Source organism: Bordetella parapertussis (assembly GCF_020735925.1).
Lineage (GTDB): Bacteria > Pseudomonadota > Gammaproteobacteria > Burkholderiales > Burkholderiaceae_B > Bordetella > Bordetella pertussis.
In genome coordinates this window covers 4,488,941-4,510,528 of record NZ_CP085971.1, presented here as the reverse complement: position 1 = coordinate 4,510,528, position 21,588 = coordinate 4,488,941, and the positions used below count along the sequence as shown (strand labels likewise).

Genomic DNA, 21,588 nt, shown 5'->3' with positions numbered 1-21,588 from the left:
GTGCCGCCGGCCTTAGCGCAAGGCCACCAATTGCCCTCCCAGCAACGACAGCCCGAGCAGCAGCACCGCCACGGCCGCCAAGGCCTCGATGGCCTGGCGCAGCATCGCGGCGCGGCGGGTCGACAGGCGCGCGCCCAGCCGGGTCGCGGCATCGCGCGCGCCCGCCGCCAGCGCCACCAGCATGGCCACCGTCAAGCCCGTGCCCAGCCCCATGGCCAGGGTGGCCACCACGCCCGCCAGGAAAAAGCCCTGCGCCAGCGCGAACACCAGCACGATCAGCGCACCGCTGCACGGCCGCAACCCCACCGCCAGAATCGCGGCCCACGCCTTGCGGGCGCTCAGCGGACCGGCCGCCTGCCGCGCCGACGGCGCGTGCGCGTGCCCGCAAGCGCAGCCTGGCGCGTGGTGATGCGCGTGATGGTCATGGCCGTGGCCACCCTTGCTCCCCCACCACGGCCGCAACGCCTTCTGCCAGACCAGCCACGCGCCCAGCAGGCTTACCACGGCGTACGCGGCGGTTTCCAGCCATTGCGTCGCACGGTTCATCGCCGCGGCCGTGGCCCCCAGGGCCACCGCCAGCACCGTAACCAGCGCCACGGCCACCAGCGCCTGCGCCAGCGCCGACAACAGGGCGAGCCAGGCGCCGTTGCGCGCCGTCTGGCGATTGGCCAGCACGTACGACGCAATCACCGCCTTGCCGTGGCCGGGACCCAGCGCATGGAAGACGCCATACGCGAACGACAGGCCGATCAGCATCCAGGCCGCGCCGCCCTCGGCCTGCCAGGCCCGCACCGCGCCGGTCAACTGCCGGTAGAAATGCGCCTGCCACATCGCGACCTGCCCGAACCAGCCGGCCAGCCAGCCGGGCGCGCCCGTGGCCTCGGGCACCCCGAACGGATGCCCCCCTTGCGCGGCGGCCGGCAGCGCCGCCAGGCAACCCAATACCAGCACGACCAGCGCGCCTGCTCGAACTACGGACATGTCACCTCGATACGATGCGTCAAACCCTTGGTGATGGCGAACAGCTCTTCCGGCAACGCCTCGGGGTCGGCGGGGATGGCCGCCAGTTGCTGCATGGTGGCCCAATCCAGCGGACGCGGCGGCCGGTAAGCCTGGCTGCATCCGGCGGGCGCGCCGTGCAACGCGGTCGCGCCCGCCTCGTCGAAGGCATAGGCCACGAAATAAGTGGGATCGTAGATATCGACCGCCGTCGCCCCGCGCGCTGGCGCCGGCGCCGCCAACGGCAGCGTGAAGGCCAGCGTCAGCCGGCCATCCTCGAAGCTGACGGCGGCATCGCGCGGCGGACCGAACGGCAGGGTGCGCGCGCCCTGGGTGACCCGCGTGAAATAGTGCGACACCGGCTCGCCCAGCGCCTTCATCCAGTCCTCGGCCATGGTCCGCAGCACGTCGGGCGGCAGCCCGCCGCCGGGCTTGCTGGACAGGCCCTGGGTGGCGTAGGCGCCGAACATGTCGTCGAAGCGCCATACCTGGCGCACCGCCGCGATGCGGCCGGCGGCATCGAACTCCACCACGGCCCGGGCGTCGATCCACATATGCGGATGCGCACCGGCGCCGGCCGCCCACAGCGCGCCCAGCGCCGTCAGGGCCGCAAGGCGGCGGCGAGTTGCTGCGCGTTCCATTCGAACATTCCCAGGTAGGTACCGGCCGGCTTGCCGGGCTGGGCCAGCGCATCGGAATACAGGGTGCCCCCCAGCCGGGCCTGCGTTTCGCGCACCAGCTGCTGCGCCAGCCGCGGGTTGGCGATGTTTTCGACGAATACCGCCGGCACGCGTTCGCGGCGCACCTGCTCGATGATGCGCGCCATGTCGGCGGCCGACGGCTCGGCGTCGGTGGACACGCCAGCCAGCGCAACGAAGCGCACGCCGTAGGCCTGGCCGAAGTAGCCGAAGGCGTCGTGCGAACTGACGACCTTGCGGCGCGCCGGCTCGATGGCCTCGAAAAGCTGCCGCACGCGCTGGTCCAGCGCCTCGATGCGCGCCACGTAGGCATCGGCGCGCTGCCGGTAGGCCTGCGCATGCGCGGGGTCGGCCTCGGCAAAGGCGCGCGCGATATTGCGCGCATAAGTCGCGCCATTGGCCAGGTCCTGCCACGCGTGCGGGTCAAGGTCGCCATGATGATGATGGCCATGATCATGATCATGATCGTGATCGCCATGCTCCTCGTGGGCGTCATCGAGCCGGCGCGGCTCGATGCCCTCGGAGGCCACGACGGTGCGGCCCGCGAAGCCGGCGGCCTTCTGCAGGCGCGGCAGCCAGGCTTCGAAATCCAGTCCATTGACCACCAGTACCTGCGCGGCAGCCAGCTTGCGGGCGTCGGCCGGGGTCGGCTCGTATTCGTGCGCGTCGCCATCGGGGCCTACCAGGCTCTGCACGGCCACGTCCGGACCTCCCACCTGGGCGGCGATATCGGCGAGGATGGAAAAGCTGGCGACGACCTGCAAGGGCTGGGCCGCGGCGACGAGCGGGGCCAGCAGGACAGCGGCCGCCAACGCCAGGATGCGCGATTTCATGGAAGATCTCCTTCGGGTTGCCATGGCCGCGCGCGGCGCGCGCGCCGGGCCGCGACCAGCAGCCCGCCGTGCGGCCCGCACGCGACCGAAAACAGGTAGAACGCGCCGGCGGCCAGGATGATGGCGGGCGAGGCCGGCACATTGGCGTGGAACGAAACCAGCAGGCCGACGGCGCTGGCCGCGCAGGCCGAAACGGCGGCCAGGGCGATCTGCCCGGGCGCCGACCCGGCCCAGAACCGGGCGGCGGCGGCCGGCAGCATCATCAGGCCCACCACCATCAGCGTGCCCAATACCTGGAACCCGGCCACCAGGTTCAGCACCACCAGGCCCATGAACAGCATGTGCACCCAGGCCCCGCGCCCGCCGGCCGCGCGCAGGAAACCCGGATCCAGGCACTCGGCCACCAGCAGCCGGTACGCCAGCGCCAGGATGCACAGGGTGGCGCTGGCCACGGCCGTCACCAGCAGCAAGGCCGCGTCGTCCAGGCCCAGCACCGTACCGAACAGCACGTGCAGCAAATCCATGTTGGAGCCACGCAGCGAAACCAGCAGTACACCCAGCCCCAGCGATATCAAATAGAAGGACGCGAAACTGGCGTCCTCCCGCAGCGGCGTCAGGCGCGCCACCAGGCCCGCCAGCAAGGCCACGGCCAGCCCGGTGACGAGGCCGCCGATCATCATCGCGCCTAGCGACAGGCCCGACAGCAGGTAGCCGGCGGCCACGCCGGGCAGGATGGCATGCGCCATCGCATCGCCCATCAGGCTCATGCGGCGCAGCACCAGGAACACGCCCAGCGGCGCCGCGCCCGCCGACAGCGCCACCGCGCCGGCCAGGGCGCGGCGCATGAAGCCATAGTCGGCGAACGGGCCGGCCAGCCATTCAGCCAGTGTCATGCCGCCTCCCGCATGGCCAGCCCGCGGGCACGCGCCAGGTTGGCATCGCCCAGCGCCTGGCCGGTCTCGCCCCAGGCCACCTGCCGCCCCGCCAACAGCAGGGTGCGCGGGAAATGCCGCCGCACCATGTCGAGGTCGTGCAGCACGGCGATGACGGTGCGGCCTTCGGCATGCTGCTCGCGCAGCAAGTCCAGCAGGACGTCCGTGGTCGCCGCGTCGATCGCGCTGAAAGGCTCGTCCAGCAGCAACAGGGGCGCGTCCTGCAACAGCAGGCGCGCGAACAGCGCCCGCTGCATCTGGCCGCCCGACAGGGCGCCGAGCGACTGTCCAGCCAGATCCTGCAGGCCGACGCGGCGCAGCGCGGCGTGCACGCGCGCCGTCTCGGCGGCATCGAAACGCCGCCACGCGCCGACGCGGCCCCAGGCGCCCAGGGCCACCATGTCGGCAACCGTGATGGGAAAGCCGCGCTCCAGTTCGCTGGCCTGCGGCAGCCAGGCCAGCCGGCGCCGCAGGTCCGCCTCGCACTCGAGCGCGCCGGCCAACGGCCGCAAGACGCCCGCCAGCCCCTTGAGCAAGGTCGACTTGCCCGCCCCGTTGGGGCCGACGATGGCGGTCATGGAGCCCCGGGAAAACTCGCCGGTCAGGCCGTGCACGGCCGGGCGGCCGTGCCAGCCGAAGGCCGCGCCCCGCAAGGCGATGCACGGCGCGGTCATGGCCATGCCCCCAGGGCCCAGAGGGTCAGGCCCCAGAGCCCGGCGGCGGCCAGCGCCGCGGCCGCCAGCCGCGCGCCGGCCCCGGCGCGCAGCACCGAATGCGGCGGACGCGGCCCACGGCGCAGCGGGGTGTAGAAGCGGGAAAAACGGAACAGGGACACGGGCAGGGCGCAGTGGGTTCGGGCCGGGCGGCGCAAAAGTCATTATGTTATATCATAACAATCAATGCGGCACGCCATGGCGCGGCCGATTGCGCGGCACGCCGTTGGCGGATTTCTGATACCTTCAAACGCATTGCGGCCCGAATTGGCCACTTACTACGCCTTTTGACCGTTATGTCCGCCTCTCGCCCTACCCGCGCCGATACCGTCGGCGCCCAGCTCGATCTGGCCGAATCCCTCTGTACGCAGCGCGGCCGGCGGCTGACGCCCATCCGCCGCAAAGTGCTGGAGCTGCTGCTGGTCCATGGCCGCAGCCTCAAGGCGTACGAGCTGCTCGAGGCGATGCGCGCCGAACATCCCGGCGCGGCGCCGCCCACGGTCTATCGCGCGCTCGATTTCCTGATGGACGAAGGCCTGATCCACCGCCTGGACGCGGTCAACGCATGGAGCGCCTGCCACGACGCGGCCGGCGAACCGCACGACCTGCTGGTGGTATGTACCGGGTGCGGCGCGGTGGCCGAAATCAGCGATCCCGACATGAGCCGGCAATTGGCCGAGCGCGTGGCCCGCACCGGCTTCGCACTGGCGACGCACGAAACCGAAATCCGCGCCCTGTGCCCGCAGTGCCAGCAGAACCGCCCGGCGCAGGCGCACGGCCACACGCATTCGCATCACTGAAAACACGGCGCCGACAAGTAACAATTCCCGCCGTCGCTCCGCCCCCTCTTGAAGATGGAAATCCCGCCCCCATCTTCTTTCATTGCATCGATAAGCGATGCCCGCGCAGCGGCGCGCCAGGCCTGATTTTCGGCCCTCGCGCCAGGGTTGCTCCGGGGTTTGCCCCTGGCCCCCGTCTGTGCTGTAATCCTGCGTCCGGCCGCGAATGGCGGCCCCTCGCAGCCCCAACATCCGAGCCGCGGCCTGCGCGACTCGACCTTTGCTTTCGCTTCGCCCATGAACACCGCGCGCAGTCTGGACAAAATGGTTCCCGTCACGATCCTCACCGGCTTTCTCGGCGCGGGCAAGACCACCCTGCTCAAGCGCATCCTGACCGAATACCACGGCCGGCGCGTGGCGGTGATCGAAAACGAATTCGGGCCCGAGAGCATCGACAACGACCTGCTGGTGCAGGATCGCGACGAAGAAATCATCGAGCTGTCCAACGGCTGTGTCTGCTGCACCGTGCGCGGCGACCTGATGCGCACGCTGTCGGACCTGCGCGCCAGGCGCGAAGCGGGCGAACTGTCGTTCGAGCGCGTCATCATCGAGACCACCGGCATGGCCAACCCCGGCCCGGTGTGCCAGACCTTCTTCATGGACGACGATATCGCCGAGTACTACCGCCTGGACGCGGTGGTGACGGTGGTCGACGCCAAGCATGGCATGGCGACCCTGGACGCCCAGGACGAAGCCCAGAAGCAGGTGGGCTTCGCCGACCGCATCCTGGTTTCCAAGAAAGACCTGGTCAACGACGTCGACTACGCAGCGCTGCACCAGCGCCTGGTGCGCATCAACCCGCGCGCGCCCATCACGCCGGTGCATTTCGGCGAAGCCGACCTCAAGTCCATCATCGACATCAGCGGCTTCAACCTGAACTCGATCCTGGACATCGACCCGGCCTTCCTGGCCGACGAGCACCCCGACGCCGCCCACGACCATCATGACCACGACCATGGCCACAGCCATGAGCACGATCATGATCACGAAGGCGAGTGCGGGGCCCATTGCAACCATCACCACCATCATCACCACGCCCACCACGATGACGAAATCGGCGCGTTCGTGTTTCGCTCGAACAAGCCCTTCGATCCAGCCCGGCTGGAAGAATTCCTGGGCGGCGTGGTGCAGGTCTATGGTCCCGACCTGCTGCGCTACAAGGGCATCCTGTACATGAAGGGCATCAACCGCCGCATGTTGTTCCAGGGTGTGCACATGATGATGGGCGCCGAACCCGGCAAAGCATGGACCGCGGCCGAAAAGCCATCCACCAAGATGGTGTTCATCGGCCGCAAGCTGCCCCAGGAGATTTTCACCCGGGGTCTTGAGCAGTGCCTGGTCGGATAACGCACCTCTGATCGAAGCGTATGCGAAACCCAGAGTAAAAAACCGTACTGCGAGGACAAGCTAGCGCAAGTACAACGGTTATACGGCCAGCCAGGCGCGAATATTCGGGCCGCGCCCGGATCGATTCATAGTGGAGTGTTTACATGGCTACGAAGGCAGCAACGAAAAAATCAAGCAAGTCGACGAGCGATACGGCGATTGATCTGCCCAGCGAACAGGAATTGCTGGCCATGCCCGAGGCCGACTACATGAACGATCGCCAATTGGCGTTCTTCAAGGAACGGCTCAAACAACTCGAACAGGACATCCTGGCCAACGCGGGCGAAACCACCGAACACCTGCGCGAAACGCAGTTCGTCCCGGATCCGGCCGACCGCGCCACCATCGAGGAAGAGCATGCGCTGGAACTGCGCACGCGCGACCGCGAGCGCAAGCTGCTGAAGAAGGTGCAGCAGGCGATCGCACGCATCGACAGCGGCGAATACGGCTGGTGCGAGGAAACCGGCGAACCCATCGGCGTTCCGCGCCTGCTGGCACGCCCCACGGCCACCCTGTCGCTGGAAGCGCAGGAACGCCGTGAAATGCGCCAGAAGCTGTACGGCGACTGAGGCTCCAAACCCGTCCCGTATTCTTCGGTCACCAGCCGAACGCATTACCAGGGCTATGCTCCACGGCATAGCCCTTTTGTTTTCGGACCAGGCCGGCTTGAAATCGGTCTCGCCACCCCCATCTGAACCGTTCAAAGGAAGGAACGAATGGAACAATTTCACGCCACCACCATCGTGTGCGTACGGCGCGGCAACCATGTCGCGCTGGGCGGCGATGGCCAGGTCACGCTGGGCAATATCGTCATCAAGGGTACGGCCCGCAAGATCCGCCGCCTGTACCACGACAAAGTGCTGGCCGGTTTCGCCGGCGCCACCGCCGATGCCTTCACGCTGCAGGAACGTTTCGAAGCCAAGCTGGAAAAACACCAGGGCCACCTGATGCGCGCCGCCGTCGAACTGACGCGCGACTGGCGCACCGACCGCGTGCTGCGCCGCCTGGAAGCCATGCTGATCGTGGCCGACACCGAACATACGCTGGTGCTCACCGGCAACGGCGACGTGCTGGAACCCGAACACGGGCTGGCGGCCATCGGCTCGGGCGGGGCATACGCCCAATCGGCCGCGCTGGCGCTGCTGCGCAATACCGAACTGCCGCCCGAAGCCATCGTCAAGCAGTCGCTGGAGATCGCCGGCGACCTGTGCATCTACACGAACCAGAATCACGTGATCGAAACGCTAGGCGCGTAGCTGTCACGAAGGACCGACCCCATGTCCGCAAATCACATGACCCCCGACGAGATCGTCGCCGAACTCGACAAATTCATCATTGGCCAGAATCGCGCCAAGCGCGCGGTCGCGGTGGCGCTGCGCAACCGCTGGCGGCGCCAGCAGGTCGCCGAGCCGCTGCGCCATGAGATCCACCCCAAGAACATCCTGATGATCGGGCCGACCGGGGTGGGCAAGACCGAAATCGCCCGCCGCCTGGCCAAGCTGGCCAATGCGCCGTTCATCAAGATCGAAGCGACCAAGTTCACCGAGGTGGGCTATGTGGGCCGCGACGTCGACACCATCATCCGCGACCTGACCGAGTACTCGATCAAGCAGACACGCGAGCTGGAAATGCGCCGCGTGCGCAGCCATGCCGAAGACGCGGCCGAAGACCGCATCCTCGACGCGCTGGTGCCGCCGCCGCGCGCGGCGCCTCCGGCGAGCCCGAGCGCGGCGAGGACAACAGCGCGCGCCAGACTTTCCGCAAACGCCTGCGCGAGGGCAAGATCGACGACCTGGAGATCGAGATCGAGATCGCCCAGCCCATGCCGCAGATGGACGTCATGACGCCGCCCGGCATGGAAGAAATGGCCGAGCAGTTGCGCGGCATGTTCGCCGGCCTGGCGCGCGACAAGAAGAAATCCAAGAAGATCAAGGTCAGGGAAGCCTTCAAGCTGATCGTCGAGGAAGAAGCCGCCAAGCGCGTCAACGAAGACGATCTGCGCGCGGCCGCGATCACCAACGTCGAACAGAACGGCATCGTGTTCCTGGACGAAATCGACAAGATCGCCGCACGCCAGGAGACGGGCGGCGCCGACGTGTCGCGCCAGGGCGTGCAGCGCGATCTGCTGCCGCTGGTCGAAGGCACCACGGTCAATACCCGCTACGGCATGGTGCGTACCGACCATATTCTGTTCATCGCCTCGGGCGCCTTCCATCTGGCCCGCCCCTCGGACCTCATCCCTGAACTGCAGGGACGCTTCCCCATCCGGGTCGAACTGGATTCGCTGAGCGCCGAAGACTTCGTCAGCATCCTGTCCGAGACGGACGCTTCGCTGATCAAGCAATACACCGCCCTGCTCGGCACCGAGGATGTGAAGCTGGAATTCACCGACGACGGCATCCGCCGGCTGGCCGAACTGGCATTCTCGGTCAACGAGCGCACCGAGAACATTGGCGCGCGACGCCTGTACACGGTGATGGAAAAACTGCTGGAAGAGCTGTCGTTCGATGCCAGCGCCAACTCGGGCGAAGTGATCACCATCGACGCCGCCTACGTCGACCTGCAACTGGCCGAGACGGCCGGCAGCCAGGACCTGGCCCGCTACGTGCTGTAGCGCGGCCGCCGCGGCGCCCGCCTGGGCGCCGCGGCCTTTCCCTTACTTGGATATGGCCGTGACGACGTAGCGGCCGTCCTTGCGCGTGGCAGTAAAGCGCACTTTGTCGCCCGGCTTGATGCCGGCCAGCAGCGCAGGATCTATCTGACAGACCAGCGTCATGGCCGGCAGGTCCAGCGCGCTGATCGCGTCGTGCTTGATCGACACCTTGTCGGCGGCGGCATCGACGCGCCGCACCTCGCCGGTCGCGTCGGCCTGCTGCGCAAATGCCAGCGGAGTGGCCAGCGATACCACGGCCATGGCCGTGGCAACGGCCATCCGGGACGAGTATTTGCGGGAAAAAGCCATGTATTCCTCCAAAGTCGCGCGGGGCCGCGATTGCCGGCCCTGCACGCGCATCATCGCCAGGATACCGCGCCGACGCGGGCACGCCAGGGGCAAATCGCAACAATCCTGACATTTCTGCGCGGCCCAGGCCCATGCGAGGCGGCGCGCTTACCGATCGACGCATGCTGTGCCAGTCGGTTCCCGGCACGTAAGCATACGCGCCGCTTGCCAGCGGCTTCCCATGATTCCGGCCATGCAGGCCGTGATCGCCTGGAAGTCCAACACCCTCCAATGGGCCGCCGCACGCCCGCCGCCGGTGGAACTGGACGCCGCGGCCCTGCCGGGTTGAATCCGGCGCTTCCGTGCCCTGTGTCCGCCGCCCCAGCGGCGGGCACGATGCTAGGATAGCGGCCTGACATTTTCCACCTCCAGGATTTCCCGCCATGGCCAACCGCTTGTCCGTAATTGCCACCCGTACCGGAGACGACGGCAGCACCGGCCTGGGCGACGGCTCGCGTGTCGGCAAGGACACCGCCCGCATCGCGGCGCTGGGCGATGTCGACGAGCTCAACAGCGTGCTCGGCCTGCTGCGGGCCGAAACCCTGCCCGCCGAGATGGACGCCGACCTGTCGACCATCCAGCACGACCTGTTCGACATGGGCGCCGAGCTGTGCATCCCGGGCCACATCGCGCTGGCCGACGAGCAGGTCGCCCACCTGGATGCGCGGCTGTCGCACTACAACGCCGGCCTGGCGCCGCTGCGCGAGTTCATCCTGCCCGGCGGCTCGCGCGCCGCGGCGCTGTGCCATCTGGGCCGCACCGTGGCCCGCCGCGCCGAGCGCAGCGTGGTGGCGCTGGCGCGCGCCGAAGTGGTCAACGCGCCGGTCCGCCAGTACCTCAACCGCCTGTCCGACCTGCTGTTCGTCCTGGCGCGCCACGTCAACCAGGCGCAGGGCGCACGCGACGTGTACTGGGCCAGCCGCCACGCCCGGCCGGCCGACTAGCCCCACGGCCGGCATGCCGGCCGTAAAATCGGCGCATGAGCATTCTCGTCACCGGCGGCGCCGGCTTCATCGGTTCGAATTTCGTGCTGGGCTGGCTGGCCAGCGGCGATGAGCCGGTGATCAACCTGGACCTGCTGACCTACGCCGGCAACGCGGCCAACCTGGCCGCACTGCGCGATGACCCGCGCCATCTGCTGGTGCATGGCGACATCGCCGACGCGCCGCTGGTGCGCCGGCTGCTGCGCGAACACCGGCCCCGCGCCATCGTCAATTTCGCCGCCGAATCGCATGTCGACCGCGCCATCCGGGCCCCCGACGCCTTCGTGCAGACCAACGTCGTGGGCACTTTCGCCCTGCTGGAGGCCGCGCGCGCCTATTGCGCCGAACAGGACGACGCTGCGGCGGCGGCCTTCCGCTTCCTGCATGTGTCCACCGACGAGGTGTACGGATCGCTGGCGCCCCAGGCCGCCCCCTTCACCGAAACCCATCCCTACCAGCCGAACAACCCCTATTCGGCCAGCAAGGCGGCCAGCGACCACATGGTGCGCTCGTACCGCCACACCTACGGGCTGCCCGCCATCACCACGCACTGCTGCAACAATTATGGCCCGCGCCAGTTCCCCGAGAAGCTGATCCCGCTGGTGATCCACCATGCGCTGGCCGGCCGCGCGCTGCCCCTGTATGGCGACGGCATGCACGTGCGCGACTGGCTCTACGTGGCCGACCATTGCGCGGCCCTGGAATGCGTGCTGCGCGACGGCCAGCCGGGACGGACCTACAACATCGGCGCGCATTGCGAGCGCACCAACCTGGAAGTCGTGCACGCGGTCTGTGCCCTGCTGGACCAATGGCGCGCCCGCCCGGACGGCCAACCGCATGCCAGCGGCATCGCCTTCATTCCCGAACGGCCCGGCCACGACAGGCGCTACGCGATCGACGCCGGCAAGATACAGCGCGAACTCGGCTGGCGGGCCGCGACCTCGTTCGAGGCTGGCCTGCGCGAGACGGTACGCTGGTACCTGAACCATCCGCAGTGGGTGGCGGACATCGCCAGCGGCGCATACCGCCACTGGCTCGATACGCATTACGACACATGAATATCCTGCTACTGGGCCGCACCGGACAGATCGGCGACGCGTTGCTGGCTCACCCGCTGGCATGGGCGCGGCTGGCCGCGCTGGAGCGCCGCCAGGCCGACCTGCGCGACCTGGGCCGGCTGGCCGCCGTGCTCGATGCCTACGCGCCGCGCATACTGATCAATGCCGCCGCCTATACCGAAGTCGACCGTGCCGAGGCCGAGCCGGAGCTGGCGCTGCGCATCAATGCCCAGGCGGTGGCGGTCATGGCAGACTACGCGCGCCGCAACAACGCCTTGCTGGTTCACTATTCCACCGACTACGTATTCGACGGCAAGCGCGCCCGCGCCTACCGGGAAACCGACGCCGCACATCCGCTGAACGCCTACGGCCGCTCCAAGCTGGCTGGCGAGCAAGCCATCGCGGCCAGCGGCTGCCCGCACCTGATACTGCGCACCAGCTGGGTCTACGCCAGCCATGGCGCCAATTTCGTCAAGACCATCCTGCGCCTGGCGCGCACCCGCGCCGAGCTGTCCGTGGTCGCCGACCAGCACGGCGCCCCGACCTGGGCGGGCCGTATCGCCGCCGTCACCTGGCAGGCGATCGATGCGCACCGGCGCCGCCGCCTGCCCGACGGCCTGTGGCACCTGAGCGCGGGCGGCCATGTCAGCTGGCACGGGCTGGCCTGCCACATCGTGGCGCGGGCCCGGCGCGCCGGGCTGGCGCTGAGCCTGGACCCGGCGCACATCCGGCCCGTCACGACGGCGCAATATCCGCTGCCGGCGCCACGCCCGGCCAATTCGCGGCTGGACTGCGGCGCGCTGCGCGATGCCCTGGAGCCCGAGCTGCCCGACTGGCAAGTCGACCTGGATGCGGTCGTGGATGCCCTGGCCGCGCGGGCGCATACCCTGTAGCGCCGCGCCCGGCGCCAGGATTACAGTAAACCCGCCAGGCAAGAATTCGGAGGCGTCATGAAACTCACCCCCTTGGCCATCGCGGACGTCGTGCTGATCGAACCCCAAGTGTTCGGCGACGAGCGCGGCTGCTTCTTCGAGAGCTTCAACCAGGACCGCCTGGACGCGCAACTGGGGCGCCGCATCCGCTTCGTGCAGGACAATCACTCATGCTCGCGCGCGGGGGTGCTGCGCGGCCTGCACTACCAGATCCTGCATCCGCAGGCCAAGCTGGTGCGCGTGGTGGCGGGCGAAGCCTATGACGTGGCGGTGGACCTGCGCCGCGGCTCGCCCACCTTCGGGCGCTGGACCGGCGCCTACCTGTCGGCGCGCAACCGGCACCAGCTGTGGATTCCGGAAGGGTTTGCGCACGGCTTCCTGGCGTTGTCCGACGATACCGAGTGCCTGTACAAGGCCACCGACTACTACGCGCCCGAACATGAGCGCTGCGTGCGCTGGGACGACCCGCAACTCAAGGTGGACTGGCCGCTGCAGGGCCAAGCGCCCATCCTGTCGGTGAAAGACCGCCAGGGCGTGGCGCTGGCGCGGGCCGATACCTATGCGTAGCGGCCCGCGCGTGTTCAGTTGACGCCGGCGGCGTGCGCCTGCTGGTCGGCGTGGTACGACGAGCGCACCATGGCGCCCACGGCCGCATGCGTAAAGCCCATGGCGTAGGCCTCGCGCTCGAACATCGCGAAGGTGTCCGGATGCACGTAGCGCAGCACCGGCAGATGGTGCTCCGACGGCTGGAGATACTGGCCGATGGTCAGCATGTCGACGTTGTGCTCGCGCATGTCCCGCATGACCTGCAGGATTTCCTCGTCCGTCTCGCCCAGGCCCAGCATCAGGCCCGACTTGGTGGGCACCTCGGGGTGCAGCTTCTTGAACTCGACCAGCAGCTTGAGCGAATGCGCGTAGTCCGAGCCCGGGCGTGCCTGCTTGTACAAGCGCGGCACGGTTTCCAGGTTGTGGTTCATGACGTCCGGCGGGCCGCTGTTGAGGATGTGCAGCGCACGGTCCAGGCGGCCGCGGAAGTCGGGCACCAGCACTTCGATGCGGGTATCGGGCGAATACTCGCGCACCTTGGCGATGCATTCGACGAAGTGGGCGGCGCCACCGTCGCGCAGGTCGTCGCGGTCGACCGAGGTGATGACCACGTAGGACAGCTTGAGCGCGGCGATGGTGCGCGCCAGGTTTTCGGGCTCTTGCGTGTCCAGCGGATCGGGACGGCCGTGGCCCACATCACAGAACGGGCAACGGCGCGTGCACTTGTCGCCCATGATCATGAAGGTGGCCGTGCCCTTGCCGAAGCATTCGCCGATGTTCGGGCAGGATGCCTCTTCGCACACCGTATGCAGGTTGTGCTCGCGCAGGATGCGCTTGATGTCGTAGAAGCGCGACCCCGGGGCGGCGGCGCGCACGCGGATCCATTCCGGCTTCTTCAGCTTCTCGGCCGCGACCACCTTGATCGGAATGCGCGCGGTCTTGGCCTGCGATTTCTGCTTCTGGGTGGGATCGTAGGCGGCCGGCGCGGCGGCCTGCGAGTCGTTCGAGGGAACGGGGGACTCGACGAGCGTGGACATTGAGCACCTTCACAACCGGAACGCCAGGCGCGGTCCGGTTCGAGACAAAAAAGCCATTCTACTATCCCGGCACGCCCGCCAGCGCCGCGGCGCGCTGCTGCACCGCATGGCCATGGGCGCGCGCCAGCTGCGCGGCCAGCAATTCGCCGGCCCGCTCCACGCTGGTGCGCACGCCGCAGGCAGCCAGATCGACCGTGCGCAGGCCTTCGTAGCCACAGGGGTTGATACCGAGAAACGGCGACAGATCCATATCGATGTTCAGCGCCAGTCCATGATAGGCGTAGCCATTGCGCACCTTCACGCCCAGGGCGGCGATCTTGGCCAGTTCGCCGCCGGGCTGGGGCACATAGATGCCGGGCGCGCCCGGCTTGCGACAGGCCTGCTCCAGGCCCAGCTCGCGCAGCGTGGCCAGGGTCGCCTGTTCGAGCATGTCGACGTACTCGCGCACGTACAGCCCGGCGCGGCGCAGGTCGAACAAGGTGTAGGCGAGTACCTGGCCCGGGCCGTGATAGGTGACCTGGCCGCCGCGGTCGCAGTGCACGACCGGGATGAGCCCGGGATTGAGCAGGTGTTCGGGCCGCCCGGCCTGGCCCAGGGTATAGACCGGGGCATGCTCGCACAGCCAGATTTCATCGGCGGTGCCGGGACCGCGCGCGGCGGTGAACGCCTTCATGGCGTCCCAGACCGAACCGTAGTCGGCCGGGCGCGCAAGCCACTTGATCATGACAGGGCTACAGGACGATCGACACCATGGGGTGGCCGTGCAGGGCGCGGTACAGCGAATCGAGCTGTTCGCGCGAGGTCGCACGCACCGTGAAGGTCAGCCCCATGTAGTTGCCGCCCTTGCTGGGCCGCATCTCGACCGATGCCGGATCGAAAGCCGGGTCGAACTGCAGCACGACTTCAGTGAGGGTCTGGGCGAATTCCGGATGCTGCTTGCCCATTACCTTGATGGGGAAGTCGCTCGGATACTCGATCAGGGACTCTTCCGGGGGAATATTGTGCATCTGCGTCTGCCTGGGTGGCGGCGTCGCGAGGGACGCGAAACGCGGGCGGCGCCAGGGCCGCCCGCCTGCCGGCCGCTACAGGGCGGCGATACGCGCATCATAACCCGCGCGCAACTGCTCATAAACGGGGCCGGGCTTGCCCGCGCCCACCGCCTTGCCGTCCAGGCGCACGATGGGCAGCACTTCCTTGGTGGCCGAGGTCAGCATCAATTCGTCGGCGGCGAGCACTTCCTCGCGCGAGATCCGCCGTGCCTCGAACGGCAGGCCGGCCGCCTCGGCCAGCTCGCCCATCAGGCCGTAGCGGATGCCTTCCAGGATCAGGTTGTTCTTGGGCGGGGCCAGCAGCTTGCCGCCGGAAACCATCCAGATATTGGTCGACGAGCCCTCGGTCAGCCAGCCATCGCGAAACTGCACCACTTCATCCACGCCGGCGTCCACCGCCTGCTGCTTGGCCAGCACGTTGCCCAGCAGCGAAACCGACTTGATCTCGCAATGCAGCCAGCGCTCGTCGTCGATGGCAATCGCGCTCAGGCCCTGGGTGCGCTGCGCGGCCCCCGGCGGACTGAAGGCCGCGGCCATGCCGAACACCGTGGGCGTGATCGGCTCGGTGGGAAAGGCGTGATCGCGCTTGCAGACGCCGCGCGTGACCTGCAGGTAGATGATGCAGGTGGGCTGGGCCGAGCGGGCGATCAACCCGGCGATCACCGACTCCCATCCCGCGCGGTCCATCGGCGCGGCGATGCGCAGCGCCGCCAGGCTGCGATCCAGGCGATTCAGGTGTTCGGTCATGCGGAACACCTTGCCGTCATAGACCGGCACGACTTCATAGATACCATCGCCGAAGATGAAACCGCGGTCGAGCACGGAAATCTTGGCTTCGTCGAGGCGCGTGAATTCGCCGTTGAGATATACCTGGCTGTCGCCCGGCATGCCCGGAATCATGGGGAGCTCCTTGGAGAGGATAGGGGCGGGCATGGCAGCCCGCCGGTGCCGCCGCGCCGCCTGCGGCGCGGCTTTCATCGTTACTGGAACCAGCGCTTCACGGTGTCGGCCATGCGGCCGAAGAAGCCGGCGCGCTCGACGTCTTCCTGGACCACCAGCGGTTCGACGCGCAAGGTCTTGCCATCGAGCGTGAGCTGCAGCGTGCCGACCTGCTGTCCCTTGGTCAGCGGCGCCACCAGCGGGTCGGTGCGCTGCGCGACCGGCTTGATCTCGGCCGCCTTGCCGCGCGGCACCGCCAGCCACACCGGGTTGGGCGGACCCAGCTTGACGTTCTCGACCTTGCCTTCCCAGACCCGCGCGTCCAGCCCGGGCTGGCTCTGGTCGTACAGCTTGACCGTATCGAAGTTCTGGAAGCTCCAGTTGAGCAGCTTGAGGCTTTCCTCGGCGCGCGTGGCTTCGCTGTCGGCGCCCACCAGCACGGTCAGGATACGGCGGTCGCCGCGCATGGCGGTCGAAACCAGGCAGTAGCCGGCCGAATCGGTGTGCCCCGTCTTCATGCCGTCGACCGACGGATCGGCCCACAACAGGCGGTTGCGGTTGGGCTGGGTGATCTTGTTGTACGTGTAGCTTTTCTGCTTGTAGTAGTGGTAGTAGTCCGGGTAATCCGAGAGCAGGTGCACCGCCAGCGTGGCCAGGTCGCGCGCCGTGGTGACGTGCTGCGGATCGGGCAGGCCGGTGGAGTTCATGAAGTGCGTATTGCGCATGCCCAGGCGCTGCGCCTCCTGGTTCATCAGGGCCGCAAAGGCGCTTTCGCTGCCGCCGACGGCTTCGGCCAGCGCGACCGATGCGTCATTGCCCGACTGGACGATCATGCCCTGGTTCAGTTCGTCGACCGTCACCGGCTTGCGCGGCTCGATGAACATGCGCGAACCGCCGGTGCGCCATGCGTGCTCGGAGACCGGGACCTGCTGCTCCAGGGTCAGGCGCTTTTCCTGCAGCGCGTTGAACACCACATAGGCAGTCATGATCTTGGTCAGCGAGGCCGGCTCGACCTTCATGTCGGCGTTGGAGGCTGCCAGCACCTGGCCGCTGTTGACATCCACGGTGATCCACGCCTTGGCGGCGATGGTCGGCACCGGCACGGCCGCCAGGTCTCCCACGGCGCCTACCGCGCCGCCCGCCGCGGGCGCGGCGGCGGCGACAGGCGTGGCGGGCGCCGCCTGCTGCTGGGCCCCGGCCGGCGCCGCAGCGGCCAGCATGGCAGCCAGCACGGCGCTGGCCAATACGCGACGGGAAAGAACGACGGGGGCAATAGCAGTATCAGGCAAGGTCTTCATCGGCTAGGAGTTCAGGTAGGGCCCGCCAGGGCAGGTAGAGGCCCACAATTATAGGCAGCGTATCCGACACGTCCCTGACGAGAACGTTCCGTTGCGCTTACAAACATGCAACGTGATGCAACGCGGGCCGGGTCAATCCAGCGCAATGCGAAGGCGGTCCTGCACCAGTTGCCGCAACACCAGCAGCTTGCCGTGGAAAAAGTGCGAGGCCCCCGGCACGACCACCACCGGCAGGGAGCGCGGCCTCGCCCATTCCAGGGCTTCGGCCAGCGGCACCACGTCGTCCGCTTCGCCATGCACCAGCAAGGTATCGGCCGGCACCTCGGTGGCCGAACGCTCGAAACGGTTGACCGCCGGCCCCATCAGCATCAGCGCGCGCGGCAGCGACGGATCGCCGGCCGCGGCCAGGGCCGCATAGGTCTGCGCGGCGACCGCGGTGCCGAACGAGAAGCCGCCCAGCACCCATGGCGACGCGGCGAACTCCGGGTAGCGTTCGCGCACCTGCGCCACCAGCGCCAGCATGTCCTCGGTCTCGCCGATCGACTTGTCGAACTCGCCGGCCGACTCGCCCACGCCGCGGAAATTCGGCCGCACCGCGGCCAGCCCGTGCTGCACGCAGGCGCGCGCCACGGTGGTGACCACCTTGTTGTCGCGCGCGCCGCCTTGCAGCGAGTGCGGGTGCAACACCAGCGCCCAGCCGCGCGGCGCATGGGCGGGCCAATCGATGGCGCAGTCGATGTTGCCGGCGGCGCCAGTGAATACTTGGGTTTCGGTACGTGCGGACATGACGGAACTAAGTGGAACAAAAGGCCATGTTAACTGCCGGCGCGCACGCCGGCGGCCGCGACGCGGCCGGCCAGCCAGCCGGCCAGCTCGTCGGCCGCGGCATCGGTGGCCTGGCGCAAGGCCTGCACGCCGCCGGCGGCATCCTGGGTGGCGGCCGGCGCTTCGCGCGCGATCCGCACCTGGCCGACCACCTGGCGATCCTGCAGCAACACGGCCTGCATCGCCACATGGCCGACGCTGGCCTGCCCGTCGGCGGCGAAGACTTGCTCGAAACGCGTCAGCGTGACCTGCACCTGCGCCAGGCCCGCGCCCATGCCGGCGCCCAGCACCGGCCCCTGGTGCGACAGGCGCTCGACCAGGCGCTGGCGCACCAGCTCGGCCGGCGCGCTCGCCCAGCGCGAGCGTGCGTAGGCATGCGGGCTGGCGCTGTCGCCCACCCGCCAGATCACGCCGGTATCGGACAGATACGGCACCGCCTCGAACGCCAGCACAATCGGCTGACGCGCCGGCAAGGCGGGCGTGGCCGCCACGTCGGCGCCCAGGTCGAACAGCGCCGGCGGCGCGGCCATGCGGCCGGCGCCGCAGCCGGCCAGCAGCAGGGCCGACAACACGATGATGGCCTTCTTCATATCCATTTACCTCCCGAATCCGGCAAAACCCGGCTCGCCCGGCCCGGGCACGGTGGGCGGCGGGCCGAACAGCAACGATTGGGGCGTATCGCCCACGCGCCGCAATGTCGTCGTGGCGCTGCGGGCCGCCGAATCGATGCTGCTGGCCATACCGGAGACCGCCGGCAGGGTCTGCGCATCGAGGCGGGCGGCCGCCCAGGCAATATCGCGCATGCTGCGCGTGGCCATGGCCAGCGGCCCATCGGGCGCATCCAGCCGCGCCAGCGCCTGCCGGGCCGCCTGCGCCAGGCCGGCGATCTCCTGGGCCGCCTGGCCGGTGTTGCGCGACATCGCCTGCAGCGAATCGACCAGCGGCGGCACCTGCGCCAGCGCCGGCCGCAGCTCGGTCGCCGCCTGGCGCAGGTCGGTGGTGATGGCGGCGATGTTCTGCAGCGTGGCCGTCGTGGCCTGCACATTCTCATTGCTGAGCAGGCGCTCGAGCCGCGCGGACACCTGCTCGACGTTGTGCAGGATCTCGCCGCCGCGCTGCTCGAAGCGCTGGAAAAACCCCGGCCGCAGCGGGATGGTGGCCGGCATGGCGGCGCTGGACGCCAGCCGGCGGGTCGAGGTGCCGTCGTCGCGCAGCTCGATATTGCCCAGCCCCGTCACGCCCTGCACGCCCAGCTCGGCCCAGGTGGACTCGGTAATCGGGGTATCGGGCGCCACGCCGATGCTGATGCGCACCTGGGCCGGCTTGTCGGGGTTGAAGCCCAGCGACTGCACCTTGCCCACCGGCACGCCCTGGTAGCGCACGGTGGACTGGGCCGACAGCCCGCTGACCGAGGTAGCCGAGACGATGACATAAGGCTTGAGGGCGGCGCGATCGCGCCCGACCCATATGGCCACCAGCGCGGCGGCAACCAGCAACGCCAGCGTGAACAGCCCCGCCAGCAGGGCATGACTACGGTTTTCCATTGCCCGTTTCCTTAGGTGCAAGATCTCCCAGCGCGCGGCGGCCGCGCTCGCCCAGAAAGAAACTGCGGATGAAAGGATGATCGACCTTGAGCACTTCCCGCACGGTATCGCAGACGATCACACGCTTGTCGGCCAACACGGCCACGCGCGTGGCCAGCGCCAGCAAGGTATCGAGATCGTGGGTCACCATGACCACCGTGAATCCCAGCTGGCGATGCAGGCTGCGCACCAGGTCGACGAATTCGTCCGAGCGCAGGGGGTCCAGGCCCGCCGTCGGCTCGTCGAGAAACAGCAGTTCGGGGTCGAGCGACAGGGCGCGCGCCAGCGCCACCCGCTTGACCATGCCGCCGGACAGGTCGGCCGGCCGCTTGTCGGCGTCCTTGGACGTCAGGCCCACCATCGCCAGCCGGCACATCACCACGTCGCACACCAGGTCTTCCGGCACGGTGCGCAGCTCGCGCAGCGGCAGGGCCACATTGTCGAACACCGACAGCGACGAAAACAGCGAGCCGGCCTGGAACAACATGCCCCAGCGGTGCGACAGGCGCCGCCGCTCGGCCGGCTCAAGCTCCTGGACCCGGCGGCCCAGCACCTCGATGGTGCCGGCGGCCGGCCGCTCCAGGCCGATGATCTGGCGCAGCAACACCGTCTTGCCCGTGCCCGAGCCGCCCACCAGCGCCAGGATCTCGCCCGGGTAGACCGACAGGTCCAGATTGTCGTGCACGACATGGTCGCCGAACGCCGTGCGCAAGCCGCGTACCGCGATGACCGGCGCCACGGCCAGGTCGGTCGCGCTGAACAGGTTTTGCTGTGCCACGCTGCCCATCAGATGCCTATCGAGCTGAAAATGACGGCGTACAGGGCGTCGACCAGGATGACGCCCGTGATCGAGGTCACCACCGACGTGGTGGTGCCGCGCCCCAGGCTTTCGGTATTGGGCTGGATGCACAGGCCGAAATGGCAGGCCACCAGCGCGATCAGGATGCCGAACGACACGCCCTTGAACATGCCGATCCAGTAATTGGTCAGCGAAATGGCGTCCGGCAGCGAGGTCAGGAACCATTGCGCCGAAACGCCCAGCTGCATCTGCGCCGCCAGCATCCCGCCCAGCAGGGCCATGGCATCGGTCCAGACCACCAGCAGCGGCATGGTGATCGCCAGGGCGATCACGCGCGGCAGGATCAGGCGCTGGCCATGCGAAATGCCCATCACCAGCATGGCGTCCAGTTCCTGCGTCACCCGCATCACGCCGATCTGGGCCGTGATGGCCGAGCCGGATCGACCCGCCACCAGGATGGCCGCCAGCACCGGCCCCAGCTCGCGCACGATGGAAACGCCCAGCAAACGGACGATGAAGCGGTCGGCGCCGAACATCTGCAGCTGCTGCGCCGACAGATAGGACAGCACGACGCCGATCAGGAAACCGACCAGGGCGGTAATGCCCAGCGCCTGCGCGCCGGTGCGGTAGACCTGCGCCGAAATCTCGCGCCACGGCCCGCGCGACGGGCGGCGCAGGAAGGCGCCCAGGTCCAGCACCAGTTGGCCGAACATGATGATCAATGCGCGGCCATTGCGGCCGGCGTCGAATACGGCGTCGCCGATCGCGCGCAGCCAGCCCCAGCGGTCCGCCGGCGCCGGCGCGGGAAGCGCCTCGCCGCGGTTGCGCTGCAGCGTCTGGAACACCTCGCGCTGTCCGTCGGACCAGCGCACCCGCTCGGGCAACTGTTGCCCCCAGGCGCCCCACAGCAGGTGGGCCCCGATGGTGTCCAGCCGCTCGACCCCGCGCAAGTCCCAGCGCTGGTCGGGGTCGACGCGGGCCAGCGCGGCGCGGCGGCGCTCCACTTCGCCCGGAGCAGCCAGCGCCTGCATGGACCAGTCGCCCGACACATGGCAGACGCCATGGTCCAGCGTCAACGGCAATGTGGCGGCGCCGGCGGTACTCGGCAAACTAGGCATAGGCAATCGCGGAAATGCAC

The 21,588-nt window shown here is 68.6% G+C and carries 25 protein-coding genes and 1 pseudogene; 9 read left to right on the top strand and 17 right to left on the bottom strand.

Annotated elements, in window-relative coordinates:
• Positions 1-12 precede the first annotated feature (12 nt).
• From LK409_RS21325 to LK409_RS21300, 6 genes are read right to left on the bottom strand one after another with little or no spacing between them, the layout of a single operon-like run.
• Complete coding sequence (locus LK409_RS21325) at positions 13-981, bottom strand: nickel/cobalt transporter (RefSeq protein WP_010927334.1); 969 nt, start codon at positions 979-981, stop codon at positions 13-15.
• On the bottom strand, positions 972-1,553 hold the full coding sequence (locus LK409_RS21320; protein ID WP_003807172.1) for a DUF1007 family protein: 582 nt from the start codon (positions 1,551-1,553) through the stop codon (positions 972-974). The genes LK409_RS21325 and LK409_RS21320 overlap by 10 nt, the downstream gene beginning before the upstream one ends.
• A 47-nt stretch (positions 1,554-1,600) precedes the next feature.
• Entirely contained in the window at positions 1,601-2,530 is a 930-nt protein-coding gene (locus tag LK409_RS21315) for a metal ABC transporter substrate-binding protein (RefSeq protein WP_003807171.1), read from the bottom strand.
• Positions 2,527-3,423 (bottom strand): metal ABC transporter permease, encoded by an 897-nt coding sequence (locus tag LK409_RS21310; RefSeq protein WP_003807169.1) that lies wholly within the window; start codon positions 3,421-3,423, stop codon positions 2,527-2,529. Before LK409_RS21310 ends, LK409_RS21315 begins: the two co-directional genes overlap by 4 nt.
• Entirely contained in the window at positions 3,420-4,142 is a 723-nt protein-coding gene (aztA, locus tag LK409_RS21305; protein WP_003807167.1) for a zinc ABC transporter ATP-binding protein AztA, read from the bottom strand. Before aztA ends, LK409_RS21310 begins: the two co-directional genes overlap by 4 nt.
• Positions 4,133-4,297 (bottom strand): hypothetical protein, encoded by a 165-nt coding sequence (locus tag LK409_RS21300; RefSeq protein ID WP_153566163.1) that lies wholly within the window; start codon positions 4,295-4,297, stop codon positions 4,133-4,135. The genes aztA and LK409_RS21300 overlap by 10 nt, the downstream gene beginning before the upstream one ends.
• 174 nt (positions 4,298-4,471) lie before the next feature.
• Between LK409_RS21300 and LK409_RS21295 the strand changes: the two genes are divergently transcribed.
• The 5 genes and pseudogenes from LK409_RS21295 (at position 4,472) to hslU (ending at position 9,014) form a co-directional block, all read left to right on the top strand.
• A complete protein-coding gene (locus LK409_RS21295; RefSeq protein WP_003807166.1) occupies positions 4,472-4,975 on the top strand; it encodes a Fur family transcriptional regulator in 504 nt (167 codons plus the stop codon).
• A 276-nt stretch (positions 4,976-5,251) separates the two neighbouring features.
• Complete coding sequence (locus tag LK409_RS21290; protein ID WP_010927333.1) at positions 5,252-6,361, top strand: CobW family GTP-binding protein; 1,110 nt, start codon at positions 5,252-5,254, stop codon at positions 6,359-6,361.
• 143 nt (positions 6,362-6,504) lie between these two features.
• Complete coding sequence (gene dksA, locus LK409_RS21285; protein ID WP_003807164.1) at positions 6,505-6,969, top strand: RNA polymerase-binding protein DksA; 465 nt, start codon at positions 6,505-6,507, stop codon at positions 6,967-6,969.
• Between the two features lie 147 nt (positions 6,970-7,116).
• Complete coding sequence (gene hslV / locus LK409_RS21280) at positions 7,117-7,656, top strand: ATP-dependent protease subunit HslV (RefSeq protein WP_003807163.1); 540 nt, start codon at positions 7,117-7,119, stop codon at positions 7,654-7,656.
• A 21-nt stretch (positions 7,657-7,677) separates the two neighbouring features.
• A pseudogene (gene hslU / locus LK409_RS21275) lies at positions 7,678-9,014 on the top strand (ATP-dependent protease ATPase subunit HslU).
• Positions 9,015-9,056: 42 nt separating this feature from the next.
• On the opposite strand, the gene LK409_RS21270 reads toward hslU, so the two are convergent.
• Positions 9,057-9,362, bottom strand: coding sequence for a copper-binding protein (locus LK409_RS21270; RefSeq protein WP_010927331.1), 306 nt, complete (start codon positions 9,360-9,362; stop codon positions 9,057-9,059).
• Positions 9,363-9,784: 422 nt separating this feature from the next.
• On the opposite strand from LK409_RS21270, the gene LK409_RS21265 reads away from it, so the two are divergent.
• The 4 genes from LK409_RS21265 to rfbC are packed head-to-tail and all read left to right on the top strand — an operon-like array spanning position 9,785 to position 12,941.
• Positions 9,785-10,345, top strand: coding sequence for a cob(I)yrinic acid a,c-diamide adenosyltransferase (locus tag LK409_RS21265; protein ID WP_010927330.1), 561 nt, complete (start codon positions 9,785-9,787; stop codon positions 10,343-10,345).
• A 35-nt stretch (positions 10,346-10,380) separates the two neighbouring features.
• Positions 10,381-11,442, top strand: a complete 1,062-nt coding sequence (rfbB, locus tag LK409_RS21260) for a dTDP-glucose 4,6-dehydratase (protein ID WP_003807152.1) — start codon at positions 10,381-10,383, stop codon at positions 11,440-11,442.
• On the top strand, positions 11,439-12,335 hold the full coding sequence (gene rfbD, locus LK409_RS21255) for a dTDP-4-dehydrorhamnose reductase (protein ID WP_041937074.1): 897 nt from the start codon (positions 11,439-11,441) through the stop codon (positions 12,333-12,335). Before rfbB ends, rfbD begins: the two co-directional genes overlap by 4 nt.
• 57 nt (positions 12,336-12,392) lie before the next feature.
• Positions 12,393-12,941, top strand: a complete 549-nt coding sequence (gene rfbC / locus LK409_RS21250) for a dTDP-4-dehydrorhamnose 3,5-epimerase (protein ID WP_003807148.1) — start codon at positions 12,393-12,395, stop codon at positions 12,939-12,941.
• A gap of 14 nt (positions 12,942-12,955) precedes the next feature.
• On the opposite strand, the gene lipA is transcribed toward rfbC, so the two are convergent.
• From lipA to LK409_RS21200, 10 genes are all read right to left on the bottom strand, one after another.
• The gene (gene lipA / locus LK409_RS21245; protein ID WP_010927328.1) at positions 12,956-13,957 is read right to left on the bottom strand and encodes a lipoyl synthase; all 1,002 of its coding nucleotides are present in this window, start codon (positions 13,955-13,957) and stop codon (positions 12,956-12,958) included.
• A 61-nt stretch (positions 13,958-14,018) separates the two neighbouring features.
• Complete coding sequence (gene lipB / locus LK409_RS21240; RefSeq protein ID WP_010927327.1) at positions 14,019-14,681, bottom strand: lipoyl(octanoyl) transferase LipB; 663 nt, start codon at positions 14,679-14,681, stop codon at positions 14,019-14,021.
• Between the two features lie 7 nt (positions 14,682-14,688).
• On the bottom strand, positions 14,689-14,964 hold the full coding sequence (locus tag LK409_RS21235) for a YbeD family protein (protein ID WP_003807142.1): 276 nt from the start codon (positions 14,962-14,964) through the stop codon (positions 14,689-14,691).
• Between the two features lie 75 nt (positions 14,965-15,039).
• Positions 15,040-15,939 carry a D-amino acid aminotransferase gene (locus tag LK409_RS21230; RefSeq protein WP_169507370.1) on the bottom strand — a complete coding sequence of 300 codons (900 nt, stop codon included), beginning with the start codon at positions 15,937-15,939 and terminating at the stop codon, positions 15,040-15,042.
• Positions 15,940-15,986: 47 nt separating this feature from the next.
• On the bottom strand, positions 15,987-17,243 hold the full coding sequence (locus tag LK409_RS21225; protein WP_010927325.1) for a D-alanyl-D-alanine carboxypeptidase family protein: 1,257 nt from the start codon (positions 17,241-17,243) through the stop codon (positions 15,987-15,989).
• 132 nt (positions 17,244-17,375) lie between these two features.
• The gene (locus tag LK409_RS21220; protein ID WP_003807136.1) at positions 17,376-18,029 is read right to left on the bottom strand and encodes an alpha/beta hydrolase; all 654 of its coding nucleotides are present in this window, start codon (positions 18,027-18,029) and stop codon (positions 17,376-17,378) included.
• Positions 18,030-18,058: 29 nt separating this feature from the next.
• Positions 18,059-18,664 carry an ABC-type transport auxiliary lipoprotein family protein gene (locus LK409_RS21215; RefSeq protein ID WP_010925722.1) on the bottom strand — a complete coding sequence of 202 codons (606 nt, stop codon included), beginning with the start codon at positions 18,662-18,664 and terminating at the stop codon, positions 18,059-18,061.
• Positions 18,665-19,612, bottom strand: coding sequence for an MlaD family protein (locus LK409_RS21210; protein WP_003807132.1), 948 nt, complete (start codon positions 19,610-19,612; stop codon positions 18,665-18,667).
• Positions 19,599-20,438 (bottom strand): ABC transporter ATP-binding protein, encoded by an 840-nt coding sequence (locus LK409_RS21205; protein WP_010927324.1) that lies wholly within the window; start codon positions 20,436-20,438, stop codon positions 19,599-19,601. The genes LK409_RS21210 and LK409_RS21205 overlap by 14 nt, the downstream gene beginning before the upstream one ends.
• Positions 20,438-21,568: an MlaE family ABC transporter permease gene (locus LK409_RS21200; protein ID WP_033449702.1), complete on the bottom strand. Its 1,131-nt coding sequence runs from the start codon at positions 21,566-21,568 to the stop codon at positions 20,438-20,440. The genes LK409_RS21205 and LK409_RS21200 overlap by 1 nt, the downstream gene beginning before the upstream one ends.
• Between the last annotated feature and the right edge of the window lie 20 nt (positions 21,569-21,588).

What these genes read in the sequence shown, in the direction of transcription:
- LK409_RS21325 (WP_010927334.1), bottom strand. Translation starts at nt 981, where the DNA reads ATGTCCGTAGTTCGAGCAGGCGCGCTGGTCGTGCTGGTATTGGGTTGC.
- LK409_RS21320 (WP_003807172.1), bottom strand. Translation starts at nt 1,553, where the DNA reads ATGTGGATCGACGCCCGGGCCGTGGTGGAGTTCGATGCCGCCGGCCGC.
- LK409_RS21315 (WP_003807171.1), bottom strand. Translation starts at nt 2,530, where the DNA reads ATGAAATCGCGCATCCTGGCGTTGGCGGCCGCTGTCCTGCTGGCCCCG.
- LK409_RS21310 (WP_003807169.1), bottom strand. Translation starts at nt 3,423, where the DNA reads ATGACACTGGCTGAATGGCTGGCCGGCCCGTTCGCCGACTATGGCTTC.
- aztA (WP_003807167.1), bottom strand. Translation starts at nt 4,142, where the DNA reads ATGGCCATGACCGCGCCGTGCATCGCCTTGCGGGGCGCGGCCTTCGGC.
- LK409_RS21295 (WP_003807166.1), top strand. Translation starts at nt 4,472, where the DNA reads ATGTCCGCCTCTCGCCCTACCCGCGCCGATACCGTCGGCGCCCAGCTC.
- LK409_RS21290 (WP_010927333.1), top strand. Translation starts at nt 5,252, where the DNA reads ATGAACACCGCGCGCAGTCTGGACAAAATGGTTCCCGTCACGATCCTC.
- dksA (WP_003807164.1), top strand. Translation starts at nt 6,505, where the DNA reads ATGGCTACGAAGGCAGCAACGAAAAAATCAAGCAAGTCGACGAGCGAT.
- hslV (WP_003807163.1), top strand. Translation starts at nt 7,117, where the DNA reads ATGGAACAATTTCACGCCACCACCATCGTGTGCGTACGGCGCGGCAAC.
- LK409_RS21270 (WP_010927331.1), bottom strand. Translation starts at nt 9,362, where the DNA reads ATGGCTTTTTCCCGCAAATACTCGTCCCGGATGGCCGTTGCCACGGCC.
- LK409_RS21265 (WP_010927330.1), top strand. Translation starts at nt 9,785, where the DNA reads ATGGCCAACCGCTTGTCCGTAATTGCCACCCGTACCGGAGACGACGGC.
- rfbB (WP_003807152.1), top strand. Translation starts at nt 10,381, where the DNA reads ATGAGCATTCTCGTCACCGGCGGCGCCGGCTTCATCGGTTCGAATTTC.
- rfbD (WP_041937074.1), top strand. Translation starts at nt 11,439, where the DNA reads ATGAATATCCTGCTACTGGGCCGCACCGGACAGATCGGCGACGCGTTG.
- rfbC (WP_003807148.1), top strand. Translation starts at nt 12,393, where the DNA reads ATGAAACTCACCCCCTTGGCCATCGCGGACGTCGTGCTGATCGAACCC.
- lipA (WP_010927328.1), bottom strand. Translation starts at nt 13,957, where the DNA reads ATGTCCACGCTCGTCGAGTCCCCCGTTCCCTCGAACGACTCGCAGGCC.
- lipB (WP_010927327.1), bottom strand. Translation starts at nt 14,681, where the DNA reads ATGATCAAGTGGCTTGCGCGCCCGGCCGACTACGGTTCGGTCTGGGAC.
- LK409_RS21235 (WP_003807142.1), bottom strand. Translation starts at nt 14,964, where the DNA reads ATGCACAATATTCCCCCGGAAGAGTCCCTGATCGAGTATCCGAGCGAC.
- LK409_RS21230 (WP_169507370.1), bottom strand. Translation starts at nt 15,939, where the DNA reads ATGCCCGCCCCTATCCTCTCCAAGGAGCTCCCCATGATTCCGGGCATG.
- LK409_RS21225 (WP_010927325.1), bottom strand. Translation starts at nt 17,243, where the DNA reads ATGAAGACCTTGCCTGATACTGCTATTGCCCCCGTCGTTCTTTCCCGT.
- LK409_RS21220 (WP_003807136.1), bottom strand. Translation starts at nt 18,029, where the DNA reads ATGTCCGCACGTACCGAAACCCAAGTATTCACTGGCGCCGCCGGCAAC.
- LK409_RS21215 (WP_010925722.1), bottom strand. Translation starts at nt 18,664, where the DNA reads ATGGATATGAAGAAGGCCATCATCGTGTTGTCGGCCCTGCTGCTGGCC.
- LK409_RS21210 (WP_003807132.1), bottom strand. Translation starts at nt 19,612, where the DNA reads ATGGAAAACCGTAGTCATGCCCTGCTGGCGGGGCTGTTCACGCTGGCG.
- LK409_RS21205 (WP_010927324.1), bottom strand. Translation starts at nt 20,438, where the DNA reads ATGGGCAGCGTGGCACAGCAAAACCTGTTCAGCGCGACCGACCTGGCC.
- LK409_RS21200 (WP_033449702.1), bottom strand. Translation starts at nt 21,568, where the DNA reads ATGCCTAGTTTGCCGAGTACCGCCGGCGCCGCCACATTGCCGTTGACG.